22 protein-coding genes are annotated in these 16237 nt (G+C 69.3%); 2 read left to right on the top strand and 20 right to left on the bottom strand.

What is annotated here, in order from left to right; translation table 11 throughout:
* The first annotated feature begins 20 nt into the window (after positions 1-20).
* The gene (locus ACGG9C_RS06900) at positions 21-1988 is read left to right on the top strand and encodes an acyltransferase family protein (RefSeq protein ID WP_390178423.1); all 1968 of its coding nucleotides are present in this window, start codon (positions 21-23) and stop codon (positions 1986-1988) included.
* 10 nt (positions 1989-1998) lie between these two features.
* Here ACGG9C_RS06900 and ACGG9C_RS06895 read toward each other — a convergent pair whose 3' ends face one another.
* From ACGG9C_RS06895 to infA, 8 genes are all read right to left on the bottom strand, one after another.
* Positions 1999-3039 (bottom strand): GNAT family N-acetyltransferase, encoded by a 1041-nt coding sequence (locus ACGG9C_RS06895; protein WP_390178422.1) that lies wholly within the window; start codon positions 3037-3039, stop codon positions 1999-2001.
* Between the two features lie 71 nt (positions 3040-3110).
* Positions 3111-4136, bottom strand: a complete 1026-nt coding sequence (locus ACGG9C_RS06890) for a GNAT family N-acetyltransferase (protein WP_071044938.1) — start codon at positions 4134-4136, stop codon at positions 3111-3113.
* Between the two features lie 116 nt (positions 4137-4252).
* Positions 4253-4822 carry a 50S ribosomal protein L17 gene (rplQ, locus tag ACGG9C_RS06885; RefSeq protein WP_071044937.1) on the bottom strand — a complete coding sequence of 190 codons (570 nt, stop codon included), beginning with the start codon at positions 4820-4822 and terminating at the stop codon, positions 4253-4255.
* 62 nt (positions 4823-4884) lie between these two features.
* The gene (locus tag ACGG9C_RS06880; RefSeq protein WP_071044936.1) at positions 4885-5874 is read right to left on the bottom strand and encodes a DNA-directed RNA polymerase subunit alpha; all 990 of its coding nucleotides are present in this window, start codon (positions 5872-5874) and stop codon (positions 4885-4887) included.
* A gap of 153 nt (positions 5875-6027) precedes the next feature.
* Positions 6028-6426, bottom strand: a complete 399-nt coding sequence (gene rpsK, locus ACGG9C_RS06875) for a 30S ribosomal protein S11 (RefSeq protein ID WP_071044935.1) — start codon at positions 6424-6426, stop codon at positions 6028-6030.
* A gap of 31 nt (positions 6427-6457) precedes the next feature.
* Positions 6458-6832 carry a 30S ribosomal protein S13 gene (rpsM, locus tag ACGG9C_RS06870; RefSeq protein ID WP_194383805.1) on the bottom strand — a complete coding sequence of 125 codons (375 nt, stop codon included), beginning with the start codon at positions 6830-6832 and terminating at the stop codon, positions 6458-6460.
* Between the two features lie 130 nt (positions 6833-6962).
* Positions 6963-7079, bottom strand: coding sequence for a 50S ribosomal protein L36 (gene rpmJ / locus ACGG9C_RS06865; RefSeq protein WP_055821300.1), 117 nt, complete (start codon positions 7077-7079; stop codon positions 6963-6965).
* A gap of 79 nt (positions 7080-7158) precedes the next feature.
* Complete coding sequence (gene infA / locus ACGG9C_RS06860) at positions 7159-7380, bottom strand: translation initiation factor IF-1 (protein ID WP_028496510.1); 222 nt, start codon at positions 7378-7380, stop codon at positions 7159-7161.
* Positions 7381-7789: 409 nt separating this feature from the next.
* Between infA and ACGG9C_RS06855 the strand changes: the two genes are divergently transcribed.
* Complete coding sequence (locus ACGG9C_RS06855; protein ID WP_390178421.1) at positions 7790-8758, top strand: hypothetical protein; 969 nt, start codon at positions 7790-7792, stop codon at positions 8756-8758.
* Positions 8759-8873: 115 nt separating this feature from the next.
* On the opposite strand, the gene ACGG9C_RS06850 is transcribed toward ACGG9C_RS06855, so the two are convergent.
* The 12 genes from ACGG9C_RS06850 to rplX form a co-directional block, all read right to left on the bottom strand.
* Entirely contained in the window at positions 8874-9560 is a 687-nt protein-coding gene (locus tag ACGG9C_RS06850) for a thioredoxin domain-containing protein (protein ID WP_286793959.1), read from the bottom strand.
* A gap of 15 nt (positions 9561-9575) precedes the next feature.
* Positions 9576-10421, bottom strand: a complete 846-nt coding sequence (gene map, locus ACGG9C_RS06845) for a type I methionyl aminopeptidase (RefSeq protein ID WP_286721373.1) — start codon at positions 10419-10421, stop codon at positions 9576-9578.
* A 1-nt stretch (position 10422) separates the two neighbouring features.
* On the bottom strand, positions 10423-11028 hold the full coding sequence (locus tag ACGG9C_RS06840; protein WP_071044932.1) for an adenylate kinase: 606 nt from the start codon (positions 11026-11028) through the stop codon (positions 10423-10425).
* Positions 11025-12347 (bottom strand): preprotein translocase subunit SecY, encoded by a 1323-nt coding sequence (gene secY / locus ACGG9C_RS06835; RefSeq protein WP_071044931.1) that lies wholly within the window; start codon positions 12345-12347, stop codon positions 11025-11027. The genes ACGG9C_RS06840 and secY overlap by 4 nt, the downstream gene beginning before the upstream one ends.
* Positions 12348-12447: 100 nt before the next feature.
* Positions 12448-12999: a 50S ribosomal protein L15 gene (rplO, locus tag ACGG9C_RS06830; protein WP_075807118.1), complete on the bottom strand. Its 552-nt coding sequence runs from the start codon at positions 12997-12999 to the stop codon at positions 12448-12450.
* Entirely contained in the window at positions 12999-13184 is a 186-nt protein-coding gene (rpmD, locus tag ACGG9C_RS06825; RefSeq protein ID WP_023954062.1) for a 50S ribosomal protein L30, read from the bottom strand. The genes rplO and rpmD overlap by 1 nt, the downstream gene beginning before the upstream one ends.
* A complete protein-coding gene (rpsE, locus tag ACGG9C_RS06820) occupies positions 13184-13870 on the bottom strand; it encodes a 30S ribosomal protein S5 (protein WP_071044930.1) in 687 nt (228 codons plus the stop codon). The genes rpmD and rpsE overlap by 1 nt, the downstream gene beginning before the upstream one ends.
* Positions 13867-14226, bottom strand: coding sequence for a 50S ribosomal protein L18 (gene rplR / locus ACGG9C_RS06815; protein WP_071044929.1), 360 nt, complete (start codon positions 14224-14226; stop codon positions 13867-13869). The genes rpsE and rplR overlap by 4 nt, the downstream gene beginning before the upstream one ends.
* 2 nt (positions 14227-14228) lie before the next feature.
* Entirely contained in the window at positions 14229-14765 is a 537-nt protein-coding gene (gene rplF, locus ACGG9C_RS06810; protein WP_071044928.1) for a 50S ribosomal protein L6, read from the bottom strand.
* 6 nt (positions 14766-14771) lie between these two features.
* Positions 14772-15170 (bottom strand): 30S ribosomal protein S8, encoded by a 399-nt coding sequence (gene rpsH / locus ACGG9C_RS06805; RefSeq protein WP_071044927.1) that lies wholly within the window; start codon positions 15168-15170, stop codon positions 14772-14774.
* Between the two features lie 97 nt (positions 15171-15267).
* Complete coding sequence (gene rplE / locus ACGG9C_RS06800) at positions 15268-15885, bottom strand: 50S ribosomal protein L5 (RefSeq protein ID WP_228480828.1); 618 nt, start codon at positions 15883-15885, stop codon at positions 15268-15270.
* A gap of 2 nt (positions 15886-15887) precedes the next feature.
* Positions 15888-16235 (bottom strand): 50S ribosomal protein L24, encoded by a 348-nt coding sequence (rplX, locus tag ACGG9C_RS06795; RefSeq protein WP_071044925.1) that lies wholly within the window; start codon positions 16233-16235, stop codon positions 15888-15890.
* Positions 16236-16237: the final 2 nt, after the last annotated feature.

Here is a 16237-nt window from a genome sequence, read left to right as displayed (position 1 = left end):
CCCCCTCCTCCCCCGGACCGATGACCTCTCCAGCGCAGCACCCCGCCGCGACGCCCACGCGCTACGCGGGCCTCGACGGTCTGCGTGCCGTCGCCGTCGCCCTGGTCGTGCTCTACCACCTCTTTCCCGGCGCGCTTGTCCCCGGGGGTTTCGTCGGCGTCGACGTGTTCTTCGTCATCAGCGGCTTCCTCATCACGACCCTGCTGCTGCGCGAGCACCGCAGCACCGGACGCATCTCGCTCGTCGATTTCTGGCGCCGACGCGCCCGACGCCTGCTGCCGGCCCTCACCCTGGTCGTCATCGCCTGCGCGAGCGCGGCGTGGATGATCGGCGGCGACGTGCTCGTGCGGCTGGGCGCGCAGATCGTCGGAGCCTTCACCTTCAGCTACAACTGGGTCGCGCTCTCCGGTGGCGACGGCTATTTCGCCGCCACGACCCCGGAGCTGTTCCGCAACATGTGGTCGCTCGCCGTCGAGGAGCAGTTCTACCTGCTGTGGCCGATCGTGCTGCCGCTGTTCCTGATGCTCCCCCGGTCCTGGGCGCGGGTGACCGCCGCCCTCGTCGCGGCGACGGCATCCGCGGTATGGATGGGCGCCGTCGTCGCCTCCGGCGGCGACCTCACGCGCGCGTACTTCGGCACCGACACGCACGCGTTCGGTCTGCTGCTCGGCGTCGCTCTCGCGTTCGGCATGGCGCCGCTGCTGCGTCGCCTCGCCGTCGGCGACCTGCCGGCGTGGGCACGGTCCGGGGGTGCGCGCGCCACGGTGTCCGCGCTCGGCGTCGCCGGGCTGATCGGCATCCTTGCCGTCGCCTCGATTCCCGCCGGAGACACGGTGGCGACCTTCCCCGGCGCCCTCCTGGCGGCGAGCGTGTGCGCCGCGATGGTGATCCTCGCCGGCGTCTGGCCCGGCTCCCGCCTCGGCCGGGCACTCGATGCCGTCCCGCTGCGCTGGCTCGGCGACCGGTCCTACGGCATCTACCTGTGGCACTGGCCGCTGCTCGTGCTCCTGCTGGCCGCCACGACCGGCACGGGCCCGGAGGCGGGGGTGCCGATCGGCGTCGGGGCGCTCGCCCTTACGCTGACCCTCGTGCTGGCGGAGGCGTCGTACCGCTGGGTGGAGACGCCGGTGCGCCGGTTCGGCTTCCGCGGCTGTGCCCGGCGCCTGCGTGCGGCGCTGCGTGCCCGGGCGGCACGACGCGCGACCGCGCTCGCGGGTCTCGCCACCGGCGCCGCGCTCGTCGCGGGCGCGGGTGCGGCCGTCGCCGCGGCGCCCGCGGTCTCCTCCGGTCAGTCCGTCGTCGAAGCCGGCGCCGCCGCTCTCGCCGCCGAGACGGCCGCCGCCCCGCCGACCCCTGCACCCGCGGAGACCTCGCCCGCGCCCGTGGAGGCATCCGACGCCACGGCCCCGAGTCCCTCCCCCACCCCCGTGCGGGGCGACGAGATCACCGCCGTCGGCGACTCGGTCATGCTCGCTTCCGCTCCCTCCCTGCTGGAGCGGTTCCCGGGAATCGAGGTGGATGCGGCCGAGTCGCGCTCCGCGTGGGCGGGGCCGGGCATCCTGCGCACGCTCGAGGACGAAGGGCGCCTCCGCTCCGTCGTCGTGATCGGGCTGGGCACCAACGGCCCGGTCGACCGCGAGACGCTCGACGAGATGGCGGCGATCGCGGGTCCCGACCGCAGGATCGTGCTCGTCAACGCGTATGCGCCCCGCGAGTGGATCCCCCAGGTCAACGACACCCTGCGCGCCTTCGCCGACGAGCGCTCCGATGTGAGCGTCGCCGATTGGAGCCGGGCGATCGACCGGCACGTCGATCTCCTCGCGGGCGACCGCATCCACCCCGGGCGCCCCGGTGGCGACGTGTACGCCGACGCCGTGGCGACCGGGGTCGACGGGGCCGAGTACGAACGCGCCATGCGCCGCTACGGCGAGGAGCTCCGCGCCTTCCGCGACGAGCATCGCGACAGCCGTCTGCCGGTGCCGCAGTAGCGGCGCGAGCTCACATCCGCGCGACGAGCACGCGATCGCGCTCGGTCGGGACGAAGCCGAGACCCTCGTAGAGCGTGTTCGCACCGGTAGGGCTCGCCGTGTCCACATCGAGCACGGCCTTGGCGAGCCCGGCTCCGGCGATCGCGCGCAGGGTGCGGGCGATCACGCGCGGGGCGAGCCCGCGACCGCGGCTGTCGCGCACGACGCCGATGAGGTCGATGTACGCGTTCGACGCTCCGAGCGTCACCCAGTCGTCCTCGTTCACCGACGCGAGACAGAAGGCCACGACGCGTCCGTCGACGATGGCGAGCGTCGACAGGTCCGCGCGCAGGAACCGTCCACCGGTGAACTGCGCCCACCGCTCAGGCGGCGTCGGAAGGCTCCCCCAGTGGTCGCGGAACGCGTCGTTGCGGGCGACGCGTGTCGCCTCGTCCCACTCCGGGGCGAACGCGAGCATCCGCACCCCCTCGAGCGCGACCGGCTCGGAGATCGGATGCGCCATGTCGCGCACCATCGTGGTGAACCACCGCTCGGTGGTCATCCCGAGCCGCTCGGCGAGCACGACGGCGCCGTCGTTGCCGTCGTGCACGTACACGTGCACCTCGCCGGGCAGGGCGAGGTCGGAGGCCGCGAGAAGCTGGCGGGCGCGGGCATGCTGCCACGTCATCAGGGCGCCGCCGATCCCCCGTCGACGCCACTGCGGATGCACGGCACCGTCGAGGTGCACCTTCACCTTCTCGGAGGTGTCGGGATGGCGGATCGCCGACCCGACTGCAACCGGGGTGCCGTCGGCGGCGAAGCCCAGCGCCGTGTCGGTGAGATGGTCGACACCGGCGAGCTCGAACGTGTCGGCGACATCCTCCCGTGGCGTCACCCAGGTGGGGTGGTCAACGCGGTCGGCCGCGGCGACGACGGCGTGGATCGCGTCGATGTCGGCCGCGGTCGCCCCGCGCCATACGGCCACGTCGGGGTGCGACGGGTGGGGCAGGTTCTCCGGAGCCGTCACGCGCGCGCTGAGCGGCGCATCCGACCCGGTAGGTGTCTCGGTCACCCGCACACTCTAGTCGGCGCGCAGGACGCCCTCACGGCGCCCTCCGGAGGCTGCGGCGCTGCGGGGGCGGCTCAGAAGTGGCGCGTGAAGACCTGCTCGCGATCGCGCTCGACGAAGCCGAGGCTCTCGTAGAGCGTGTTGGCGCCGGTCGGGCTGTCGGTGTCCACATCCAGCTGCGTCGCCTTGAGCTCCGCGGCGGCCATCGCCCGGAGCGAGCGGCGTATCACCCGCGGCGCGAGTCCCTTGCCGCGATGCGCGCGCACGACGCCGATGTACTCGATGTAGGCGTAGGGCAGTCCGCGGCGCTCCCAGTTGTCCTCGTTGACGGTCACGAGGCAGAACGCGGCGACTTCGCCGTCGATGAGCGCGACCGTCGACAGGTCGAGGCTGAAGTGCTCCGAACCCGTGAAGGCGTTCCAGTACTCCTCCGAGTACGGCACGCTCCCCCAGTGGTCGCGGAACGCGTCGTTGCGGGCCAGGCGCACGTCGTCGACGCGGTCTGCGGCGAGGGGAACGAGGTCGACGCCCGGTTCGACATCGCCTTCCACATCGAAGACCGGCTCGGTGAGGTCGCGCTCCATGACGACGAACCAGCGTCCCACCGTCATCCCCAGACCGCCGGCGATCACCGCGGCTCCCGGGTCGTCCTCGTGCACGTACTGCTCGATCACCCCGTCGACGGTCGCATCCGTCTCGGCGGCGAGGAGCTGCAGGGCCCGGTCGTACTGCCAGCGGCCAACGGCACTGCCCAGGCCGCGTCGCCGCATCTCGGGCACGACCGCGCCCTGCAGGCTCACGCGCACCTCGAGCGAGGTGTCCTCCTGCTTGATCGCGGCACCGACGGCGACGATGCGACCATCGGGCGTCTCGCCCACCAGCAGGTCGTCGCGGGTCGTCTGGGGCAGGTCGAACCAGTCCTCCACGTCGCCGCGGGCGAACGCCCACGTCGGATGGTCGACTTCGTCGGCGGCGACGAGAGCGGCGTGGATGTCGTCGATGTCGTCAGGGGTCGGGGATCGCCATGCCACGTCGGGATGCGCGGCGGGGGCGAGGGTCTCGGGAGCGGTCACACGGTGGTTCAGGGTCTGATCGGCCACCTTCCTACGGTACGCGGGTCCCCCCGGGGCCGGTCAAACCGGCGCCGTCATGCGCAACGCCCGCGACCCGGACGGGTCGCGGGCGTTCCGCAGGTGCCGGGCGGGCCGGCAGCAGGTCACTTCGTGGTGTCGGCGTCCTCGGCGGCGGCCTCCGCGGCCTCGCCCTCCTCGGTCGACTCGGCACCGGCGTCGGCGGACTCCTCGGCCGGAGCATCCTCAGCCGGGGTCTCCTCGGCCGCGGACTCCTCGGCCGGGGTCTCCTCGGCGACGGGGGCCGCCTCTTCCGCGGGCTCGGAGCGACGCTTGGTGCTCTTCGCCTTCGGCGTGACCGGCTCGAGAACGAGCTCGATCACGGCCATCGGCGCGTTGTCGCCCTTGCGGTTGCCGACCTTGGTGATGCGGGTGTATCCGCCCTCACGCTCGGCGACCAGCGGCGCGATCTCGGCGAACAGGACGTGCACGACTTCCTTGTCACCGATGATCGACTGCACGCGACGACGGGCGTGCAGGTCGCCGCGCTTGGCGAACGTGATCAGACGCTCGGCCAGCGGACGCAGGCGCTTCGCCTTGGTCTCGGTGGTCTGGATCGACTTGTGGGTGAACAGCGCCGCAGCGAGGTTCGCAAGCAGCAGGCGCTCGTGTGCGGGGCCGCCTCCGAGGCGGGGACCCTTCGTGGGCTTGGGCATTTCTCAGTTACTCCAGGTGGGAAAGTCGGTCGAAGACGGATGCCGGTACGGCTCCGCGTGGCTCAGGCGTTCTCTTCGTCGTAGCCGGCGTAGAAGTGGGCGCCGTCGAACCCGGGGACCGAGTCCTTGAGCGAGAGGCCGAGCGAGACGAGCTTGTCGCGCACCTCGTCGACCGACTTCTGACCGAAGTTGCGGATGTTCATCAGCTGCGTCTCCGAGAGGGCGACCAGCTCCGAGACCGTGTTGATGCCCTCGCGCTTCAGGCAGTTGTACGAACGCACCGACAGATCGAGGTCCTCGATCGGCATCGACAGCTCGTTCGAGGCGACCTCCGCGACCGGCGCCGGGCCGATCTCGATGCCCTCGGCCTCGACGTTCAGCTCGCGGGCGAGACCGAACAGCTCGGTGAGCGTGCGACCGGCCGACGCGACCGCGTCACGCGGGGCGATCGAGGGCTTCGTCTCGACATCCAGGACCAGCTTGTCGAAGTCGGTGCGCTCCCCGGCACGGGTGGCGTCGACGCGGTAGCTGACCTTGAGCACCGGCGAGTAGATCGAGTCGACCGGGATCTGGCCGGCCTCGGCGTACTCGTTGCGGTTCTGGTTCGCCGAGACGTAGCCGCGGCCGCGCTCGATGGTGAGCTCGAGCTCGAACTTGGCGGTGTCGTTCAGCGTGGCGATGACCAGCTCGGGGTTGTGCACCTCGACGCCGGCCGGCGCCGAGATGTCGGCGGCGGTGACCTCACCGGAGCCGGTCTTGCGCAGGTAGGCCGTGATGGGCTCGTCGCGCTCGCTGGAGACGACCAGCTGCTTGATGTTCAGGATGATCTCGGTGACATCCTCCTTCACACCCGGGATGGTGCTGAACTCGTGCAGGACGCCGTCGATGCGGATGCCCGTGACGGCTGCGCCGGGGATCGACGAGAGGAGGCTGCGACGCAGCGCGTTGCCGATCGTGTAACCGAAGCCGGGCTCGAGCGGCTCGATGACGAATCGGCTGCGGAACTCCCCGATCTTCTCCTCGTTCAGGGTGGGACGCTGTGCGATGAGCACGATGTGTTCCTTTCGGCTAAGTGCCCGCTATATGACACTTGCTGGTTGAGTTGTTGAGTTGTGGGACGGACTGCCGAGGCATCCCGTCGTGAAACGACCGAATCCCGGGTCGGTGCGCGGGCGGACCCACGCACCTACCCGGGTGCGGCAAACTCAGACGCGGCGACGCTTGGGCGGGCGGCAGCCGTTGTGCGCCTGCGGGGTGACGTCCTGGATGGACCCCACCTCGAGGCCGGCGGCCTGGAGCGAGCGGATCGCGGTCTCGCGGCCCGAACCCGGGCCCTTCACGAAGACGTCGACCTTCTTGACGCCGTGGTCCTGCGCCTGGCGCGCGGCGGCCTCGGCGGCCATGCCCGCGGCATACGGGGTCGACTTGCGCGAGCCCTTGAAGCCCACGCCGCCGGAGGACGCCCAGCTGATGACGGCGCCCGACGGGTCGGTGATCGAGACGATCGTGTTGTTGAACGTCGACTTGATGTGGGCCTGGCCCAGCGCGATGTTCTTCTTCTCCTTGCGGCGCGGCTTGCGCGCAGCGGTCTTGGCCTGTGCCATGAGTGTTCTCCTCTAAACCTTGCAGCGCGCCTTAGCGGGCCTTCTTCTTACCGGCGACGGTGCGCTTCGGGCCCTTGCGGGTGCGCGCGTTGGTCTTGGTGCGCTGTCCGCGCACGGGCAGGCCGCGGCGGTGACGCAGGCCCTCGTAGGAGCCGATCTCGACCTTGCGGCGGATGTCGGCGGCCACCTCGCGGCGGAGGTCACCCTCGACCTTGTAGGTGCCCTCGATGAAGTCGCGGAGTGCCACCAGCTGGTCGTCGGTGAGGTCCTTGACGCGGATGTCGCCGTTGATCTCGGTCGAAGCGAGGATCTCGGCGGAGCGGGTACGGCCGATGCCGTAGATGTACGTGAGAGCGATCACCACGCGCTTGTCGCGCGGGATGTCGACTCCGGCCAGACGTGCCATGTCGTCTCCAAAGGAGTGTCGTGGAGGTGTGGAGCAGGATCGGTGCCCGGGCCTCCGCCCCGAGGTGTCCCCGCCGAAGCGGTTCTGATCCTGCCGAAGGTGTGTTCAGTTGTACGTGGGTGGTGCTGTCTCAACCCTGGCGCTGCTTGTGGCGCGGGTTGGACTTGCAGATGACCATGACGCGGCCGTTGCGACGGATGACCTTGCAGTGGTCGCAGATCGGCTTGACGCTCGGGTTGACCTTCATTGTTCTTTTCCTTGTTCGCTGTCTTCGTGCCTCGGCGCGCGGCTGGTGCCGCCCTCCGGGCCGTTACTTCTCGACCGGCTCAGCGGTAGCGGTACACGATCCGACCTCGGGTGAGGTCGTACGGGCTGAGTTCGACGACGACGCGGTCCTCGGGGATGATGCGGATGTAGTTCTGCCGCATCTTTCCGGAGATCGTGGCCAGCACCTTGTGCCCGTTGGTCAGCTCGACGCGGAACATCGCGTTGGGCAGAGCCTCGGAGATGACGCCCTCGATCTCGATGACACCGTCTTTCTTCGCCATAAACTCACTATCGCTCGTGCAGTCCGCGCGCTCGGAGCAGCGTCACGGCCGCGGCCGTTCGGCGCCCCGTGCAGCCGGTCGGTCTGCGGTGATGGGGTTCGGTGCGCGGACACGCCGCGATGGGCGCAACGCACCAAAGAACGAGCATACGTGGTATTGCCTCCGCGCACAACTAGCCGCTATCCTCCCACCCCCTGAACCCGGCCCGCGCGCCCGCTCTGCGCCCGCTCGCCCCCGCATCCCACGTCGTCGAGAAACACCCTTCCGCACGACAAACACCGCATTGCGCGATGTCTCGCGCCGTTCTGCGTTTCTCGGTGCTCCTCCACAGCCACGCTCGCCGGGTGGGGTTTCCACGGCGGTGCGCTTCGCGCGACGTCGAAGCCAGCGCGCGCGAGAGGGTCTGGTCATGCCGTCTCCGATCTCGTTGCTGCGCCCGTCCCCCATCCCGCTCCATGCCGTGCGACAACTCGACGCCGGGCGGATGCGCGACGTCGCGGACTTCGTCCGCGTTCGCACGGGCGTCTACGCGGATCGGCGACTCTGGCAGGGCCTTGCTCCCTGGGATCGCTATCTCGCACGGGTGCATGCGGTGGCGGCTCGCCGCCCGGACACGATCTTCGCCTTCGAATCAGCCGCGGCGCTGCTCGGCCTGCCGATCTTCGGGGAGCCGCGCGACATCCACACCTACGACCCCGACCGGACGCGCTCCCGGCGCTTCGGCGATGTCGTCGTCCACACGAGCGAAGATCCGAAGATGATCCGCAGCGGGGTGATCAGCGTCACCTCGGTGGCCGACACCGCGCTCGATCTGCTTCGCGTGCTCACGCCGGCCTTCGCACTCGCGGTCGCCGACGCGGCGATCGCGCCATCCCTCGCGAACGCGACGAGTCGGGCACATCTGCGCGCGCTCGCGGAGACGGCAGCGAACCCGCGCCGCCGCGCGCAGGCGCTGTGGGCGGTGGACCGCGCAGATCCGCAGGCCGAGTCGCCCGCGGAATCGATCAGTCGCGCGGTCATCGAATGGACGGGCTTCGAGGCACCCGAGCTTCAGCGGTGGTTCTCGAGCGAAGGCTTCGATGACCGCGTCGACTTCTTCTTCCCGCGGGCACGGGTGATCGGCGAATCCGACGGGTACGACAAGTACGCCGCGGAAGAATCCCGCGACGCCGTGCGCGGCATCGTCGCCGAGAAGCAACGCGAAGACAGGCTCCGGCGCCAGTGCGACGGCTTCGCCCGCTGGGACCGGGCCGACGCACTCGCGGTGACACCGCTTCGGCGCAAGCTTCACGCCGCAGGGCTCCGCGCCGAGCGGCCGGAGCAGACCGTCATGCTCGCGACGCTCCGGGCGCGCCGAGCCGACGGCCGCCATCCGTGACGCAGCACCCGCGCCGATAAACGCCGCATACCCCGAGACACCAGGCGATGCGTGGTTTCTCGGGGCGTTCGGTGTTTATCGGCGCCTCAGCGCCCGCGGGGCGGGATGCGCGGGGTCAGCTGAAGAGGGACGCCAGGTTGTCGGGCTCGGGGAGCTCGGAGTTGGCGATGACCTCGCCGTTGACCTCGATCGTCGGGGTCGCGATGCCGGAGTTCCCGGGCTGGATCGGGGTCTCCTGCGTCATCGCGGTGACGTAGTCGCTGTACTCGCCCTCGGTGACGCACGTGTCGATGCCGGTGACGCCGGCACCCTCGGCCATCGCGAGGATCTCCTCGTCGGTCAGGCCCTCGGTGTTCTCGGTCGGCTGTCCCGCGAACATCGCCTGCATGAACGGCACGGCCGCGTCGGGGTCCGCCTCGGCGACGCAGTACATCGCGTTCGCCGCACGCGTCGAGTACTCGGTGCCCTGCGAATAGCGGTCGAGGATCGAGATGGGGTGGATGTTGAGCGTGATCGTGCCGTCGTCCACGAGCTCGAGGATGGCGTCGCCGTAGGCCTCTTCGAACTGACCGCAGATGGGACACATGAAGTCGATGTACGTGTCCATCGACTGCTCGCCGTCACCGACGACGACCGCACCGGTCTCCTGGTCGATGCCGGAGCCCTGCGGGGGCTCACCGGGATCGGTGGCGGCGTTGTTCATCCACACCACCAGCACGGTCACGACGACCAGCACCGCGACGACCACGACACTGACCCAGACGGCGAACCAGTTCGTCTGCTTCGCGTTCGCTGCCATCATGCTGTGTTCCTCTTCCTATGCGATCTCTCGGGGCGTGACGCCGAACGGCGCGAGGCCCTCCGCACCGCCGTCGGGCGCGGTGAGCACCCAGACTCCGCCATCATGCACGGCGACGCTATGTTCCCAATGTGAACCGGCCATGCCGTCGACCGTCGAGACCGTCCAGCCGTCGTCTTCGACGAACGTGACATCGCTGCCGGCGACGACCATCGGCTCGATCGCGAGCACGAGCCCCGGGCGCACCTCCGGCCCGGGGTCGGCGACGCGGTAGTTGAACACCGACGGCGACTCGTGCATCTTGCGACCGATGCCATGCCCGACGTACTCGCGCAGGATGCCGTACTCGCCCTGCGCCTCGATGTAGGCCTGGATGGCGGCGCCGATCTCGCCGATGTGCGTCGCGGTCGACAGGGCGGCGATCCCGGCCCACAGCGACCCCCGCGTCACCCGCGACAGCTCTTCGCGAGCGGCCACGACCTCGGGACGGTCGGGGTCGGGAAGCACCACGGTGAAGGCGGAGTCACCGTTCCAGCCGCGGTACTCGGCGCCGGCGTCGACCGACACGATGTCACCGGGCTGCAGCACGCGGTCGCCGGGGATGCCGTGGACGACCTGCTCGTTCACGGAGGCGCAGATGGTGTGACGGTATCCGCGGACCATCTGGAAGTTCGACTTCGCCCCGCGGGAGGTGATCACCTCGGATGCGGCCGCATCCAGCTCCGCGGTGGTCACGCCCGGTGCGATGAGCGACCGGACGGCGGCCAGGGCGTCGGCGGTGATGCGGCCGGGCTCGATCATCGAGCGCAGCTGCGCCGGGGTCTTGTAGAGGGAGCGGCGACCGGGGAGGAGCGACGGCGACACGTCAGGCCAGGGCGCGGCGCGCGAGACCGCGCGCTTCGAGAGCCGCCACGATCCGCTCGGTGATCTCGTCGAGCGTGCCGACGCCGTCGATCGTGTCGACGACGTCGCGCTCGCGGTAGACGTCGAGGATCGGAGCGGTCTCGCGCTCGTAGATGCCGAGGCGGTTGGCGATGACCTCTTCGGTGTCATCGGTGCGCCCCTGCTCCCGAGCACGCTGCGTCAGCCGCGAGATGCTCTCCTCGCGGGGCACGTTCAGCTCGATGACGGCGTCGATCTTCTCGTCGCGCGCGGCGAGGAACGCGTCGAGGTCGGCGACCTGGCCGAGGTTGCGGGGGTACCCGTCGAGCAGGAATCCGTTCGCCGCGTCGTCCTGGCCGAGGCGCTCGGCCACGACGGCGCTGGTGAGCTCATCGGGAACGAGGTTGCCCGCTTCGATCAGCGCCTTCACCTGGTTGCCCAGGTCGGACCCGGCGGCGACGGCCGCGCGGAACATGTCTCCGGTCGAGATCGCCGGTACCCCGAAGGCGTCGGCGATGCGCACGCCCTGCGTGCCCTTGCCGGAGCCCTGGGGCCCCACGATGAGAAGACGAGCGGTCTGATCCGTCATCGGAGGAGCCCTTCGTAATGACGCTGCTGAAGCTGAGCGTCGATCTGCTTCACGGTCTCGAGACCCACACCGACGATGATGAGGATCGACGCGCCGCCGAACGGGAAGTTCTGGTTCGCCCCGACTGTCGCGAGCGCGATCAGCGGCAGCAGCGCGATCAGACCCAGGTAGATCGATCCCGGCAGGGTGATGCGCGTGAGCACGTAGTCGAGGTACTCGGCCGTGGGGCGCCCCGCGCGGATGCCGGGGATGAACCCGCCGTACTTCTTCATGTTGTCGGCCACATCGACCGGGTTGAAGGTGATCGCCACGTAGAAGTAGGTGAACCCGACGATGAGGAGGAAGTAGGTCGCCATGTAGATCGGCGAGTCACCCGTCGTGAAGTACTGCGCGATCCACGCCACCCACGGGGCGGCTTCCTGCCCGGCCTGGGGCTGGTTGAACTGCGCGATCAGCGCGGGGATGTACAGCAGCGACGAGGCGAAGATGACGGGCACCACGCCGGCCATGTTCACCTTGATCGGGATGTAGGTGTTGGTGCCGCCGTAGGTGCGCCGGCCCACCATGCGCTTGGCGTACTGCACGGGGATGCGCCGCTGCGACTGCTCGACGAAGACCACGAGCGCGACCACCACGATGCCCACGGCCAGCACGAGCAGGAAGATCTCGAACCCCTGCGAGGTCGCGATCGCCCACATCGATGCCGGGAAGGCCGCCGCGATCGAGGTGAAGATGAGCAGCGACATGCCGTTGCCGATGCCTCGCTCGGTGACGAGCTCGGCGAACCACATGATCAGGCCGGTGCCGGCGGTCATGGTGATGATGACGAGCAGCTGAGCCCACCACACGTCGTTGGTGAGCACCTGCTGGCACGCGGCGACGTCGGTCACGCCGAACAGCTGACCGCTGCGGGCGACGGTGACGAGGGTCGTGGACTGCAGCAGCGCGAGCGCGATGGTGAGGTAGCGCGTGTACTGCGTGAGCTTGGCCTGACCCGACTGGCCCTCCTTGTAGAGGGTCTCGAAGTGCGGGATGACCACGCGCAGCAGCTGCACGATGATCGTCGCAGTGATGTAGGGCATGACGCCCAGCGCGAAGATGGAGAGCTGCAGCAGCGCGCCGCCGGAGAACAGGTTCACCAGCGACAGCAGACCCTCGGTCGTCCCGGTGATCTGGAGACACTCCTGGATGTTCGGGAAGTCCACGAACGGGGCCGGTATGTGCGCTCCCAGACGATAGATGGCGATGATCGCGAGGGTGAACGCGATCTTCCGCCGCAGGTCGGGAGTGCGGAAGACCCGCGCGATGGCGCTGAACAAGACGATGCCTCCAGGTGGGAATGCGCGGCGGCACACAGGCGCGCCGTTACCCAGGGTAGCCGAACGGGGGCCGGAGTGATCTCCGGCCCCCGCCAGGGACTTACTTGATCGAACCGCCTGCGGCGACGATCTTCTGCTCGGCAGAACCCGAGACCTTGTCGACCTCGACGGTCAGGGCGACCGAGATGTCGCCGGTGCCGAGCACCTTGACCTTCTCGTTCTTGCGGACGGCACCCTTGGCGACGAGGTCGCTCACGGTGACGTCGCCGCCCTCGGGGTAGAGCTCCGCGAGCTTGCTCAGGTTCACGACCTGGTACTCCACGCGGAACGGGTTCTTGAACCCGCGCAGCTTCGGGGTGCGCATGTGCAGCGGCATCTGGCCACCCTCGAAGCCGGGACGCACCTGGTAGCGCGCCTTCGTGCCCTTGGTTCCACGGCCGGCGGTCTTACCCTTCGAGCCCTCACCGCGACCCACACGGGTCTTGGCGGTGTGGGCGCCGGGGACCGGACGCAGGTGGTGCACCTTGAGCACGCCGGGGCGCGAGACAGCGGCCTCGGTCTCGGCGGGCTTCGCGGACTTCTTCGCGGCGGGCTTGGTCGCCGCCTTCTTCGCCGGAGCCTTGTCGGCTTCGGCCTTGTCGTTCTCAGCCATCAGTCGATCTCCTCAACCTTCACGAGGTGGGCGACGGTCTTGACGTAACCGCGCGTCTGCGCGTCGTCCGGACGGACGACCGAGTCGCCGATCCGCTTCAGACCGAGGCTGCGCAGCGTGTCACGCTGGTTCTGCTTCTCGCTCACCTTGGACTTGACCTGGGTCACCTTCAGACGTGCGGCCATCATGCACCAGCCTTCGCAGCGGTGGCCTCGGCCTCCGCACGCACGAGACGGGCGGGGGCGACCTGGTCGAACTCGAGGCCACGACGCGCGGCGACCGCGCGGGGCTCCTCGAGCTGCTTCAGCGCCTCCACTGTCGCGTGGACGATGTTGATCGTGTTCGATGAGCCGAGCGACTTCGACAGCACGTCGTGGATGCCGGCGCACTCGAGCACGGCGCGCACCGGACCACCGGCGATGACACCGGTACCCGCGGCGGCCGGACGCAGCAGCACGACGCCCGCGGCGGCCTCACCCTGCACCGGGTGCGGGATGGTCGAGGCCGAACGGGGAACGCGGAAGAAGTTGCGCTTGGCCTCTTCGACGCCCTTCGAGATCGCCAGGGGCACCTCGCGGGCCTTGCCGTAGCCGACGCCGACCACACCGTTGCCGTCGCCGACGACGACGAGCGCGGTGAAGCTGAAGCGACGACCACCCTTGACGACCTTCGAGACGCGGTTGATGGTGACGACGCGCTCGAGGAACTGGTTGTCGCCCCGGTCGCGCGCACCGCGGTCGCGGTTGTTGTTGCGCTCGCGACCGCCGCGGCGGCCTTCGCGCGGCTCGCGCTCGTTCGGCGCCTCGGCGGCGGCCTGCTCGGGCGCGGCCTGCTCGGTGGCGGTCACTTCGGTCTCCTTGTTGTCACTCACAGGTTCAGCCCTCCCTCGCGGGCACCGTCGGCGATCGCGGCGACGCGGCCGGCGTAGCGGTTGCCGCCACGGTCGAACACGACTTCCTCGACACCGGCGGCCTTCGCGCGCTCGGCGACGAGCTCGCCGACCTTGCGCGCCTTGGCGGTCTTGTCACCGTCGAACGAGCGCAGGTCCGCTTCGAGCGTGGACGCCGACGCGACGGTGTGACCCTTGGCGTCGTCGACGACCTGGACGAACACGTGACGTGCCGAACGGGTCACGACCAGACGCGGCCGCAGCTCGGTGCCGACGATCTTCTTGCGAAGGCGGGCGTGACGACGCGCACGGGCGACGTTCTTCGACTTCACAGCCATGCTTACTTACCAGCCTTTCCGGCCTTGCGGCGGACGACCTCGCCCGCGTAGCGCACACCCTTGCCCTTGTAGGGCTCGGGCTTGCGGATCTTGCGGATGTTGGCAGCCGTCTCGCCGACGGCCTGCTTGTCGATGCCGCTCACGGTGACCTTGTTGTTGCCTTCGACCGTGAACGTGATGCCAGCCGGCGGCTCGACCAGCACGGGGTGCGAGAAGCCGAGGGCGAACTCGATGTTCGAGCCCTTCTGCTGCACGCGGTAGCCCGTGCCGACGACCTCGAGGCCCTTGGTGTAGCCCTGGGTGACACCGATGATGTTGTTGTTGATGAGCGTGCGGGTCAGGCCGTGGAGCGACCGCGACTCGCGCTCGTCGTCGGGACGGGTCACGACGACCTGGTTGTCCTCGACGGAGACCTCGATGGGCCGGGCGACGGTGATGCTCAGCTCGCCCTTGGGGCCCTTGACGGCGACGGCGCGGCCGTCGACCGAAACGGTCACTCCGGTGGGGATGTCGATGGGAAGACGTCCGATTCGCGACATGTCAGATCACCACACGTAGGCGAGGACTTCCCCACCCACGCCCTTCGACTCGGCCTGCCGGTCGGTGAGAAGACCGGAGGAGGTGGACAGGATGGCAACGCCGAGGCCGCCGAGCACCGTGGGGATCTCGGTCGACTTCGCGTAGACGCGCAGACCGGGCTTGGACACCCGCTTGATGCCCGCGATCGACCGCTCGCGGTTGGGGCCGTACTTCAGCGTGAGGGTCAGGGTCTGGCCGACGCGGGCGTCTTCGACGTCCCAGCCGGAGATGTAGCCCTCCTGCTTGAGGATCTCGGCGATGTGGGTCTTGAGCTTCGAGCTCGGCAGCGACACGGAGTCGTGGTGCGCCGAGTTCGCGTTGCGCAGACGGGTCAGCATGTCTGCGACCGGGTCTGTCATCGTCATGGATTGCTTCTTTCTGTCACCAGGTTTCGTACGCCGTTACACGACGGCCGACCTGTGGTGGGGTGTGGGCCCGGAAGTCCCGGGCCCACGGGGTAGGTCACGCCTGAGCGTCGTCCGCGCGGAACGGGAAGCCGAGGTGACGCAGCAGCGCCCGGCCCTCGGCGTCGGTCCCCGCGGAGGTGACGACCGTGATGTCGAAGCCGCGCACGCGGTCGATGCGGTCCTGGTCGATCTCGTGGAACACCGACTGCTCCTGGAGCCCGAAGGTGTAGTTGCCGTTGCCGTCGAACTGCTTGCCCGACAGACCGCGGAAGTCGCGGATGCGGGGCAGCGCGAGGTTGACCAGGCGGTCCACGAACTCCCACGCACGGTCGCCGCGAAGGGTGACGTGCGCGCCGATGGCCTGGCCCTCGCGCAGCTTGAACTGCGCGATGGACTTGCGGGCCTTGGTGACGACCGGCTTCTGGCCGGTGATCTTGGTGAGGTCCTCGACCGCACCATCGATCACCTTGCTGTCGCGAGCTGCCTCGCCGACACCGGTGTTCACGACGACCTTCACAAGACCGGGGATCTGCATGACGTTCGCGTAGCCGAACTCTTCCTGCAGGGCCTTCTTGATCTCGGCGTTGTACTTCTGCTTCAGGCGCGGCTGGACACGTGCCGAAAGCGAGCCTTCGGCCGCAGGGCCAGCCTGCGCGTCAATGGCGGTGCTCATGTTCAGAGGTCCTTGCCTGACTTCTTCGCGTAGCGCACGCGGACCGTGCGCTTCACGCCGTCCTTGACCTGCTCCTCGACGCGGTGGCCGACGCGGGTCGGCTTCTTGGTCTCGGGGTCGACGACGGCGACGTTGGAGATGTGGATCGGGGCTTCCATCGTTTCGATGCCGCCCGTCTTGGTGCCGCGCTGGGACTGGCCCACGCGGGTGTGCTTGGTGACGAAGTTCACGCCCTCGACGATGACGCGGTCCTGCTCGGTGAGCACCTCGAGGACCTTGCCCTGCTTGCCGCGGTTGTCCTTCGTACCAGAGATGACCTGAACCAGGTCGCCCTTCTTGATGTTCGCCATGA

This window comes from Microbacterium sp. MTN4-26, from assembly GCF_042846595.1.
GTDB lineage: Bacteria > Actinomycetota > Actinomycetes > Actinomycetales > Microbacteriaceae > Microbacterium > Microbacterium luteum.
Note: the sequence above shows the minus strand (reverse complement) of the source record. Positions and strands in the feature narration are given on the sequence as shown.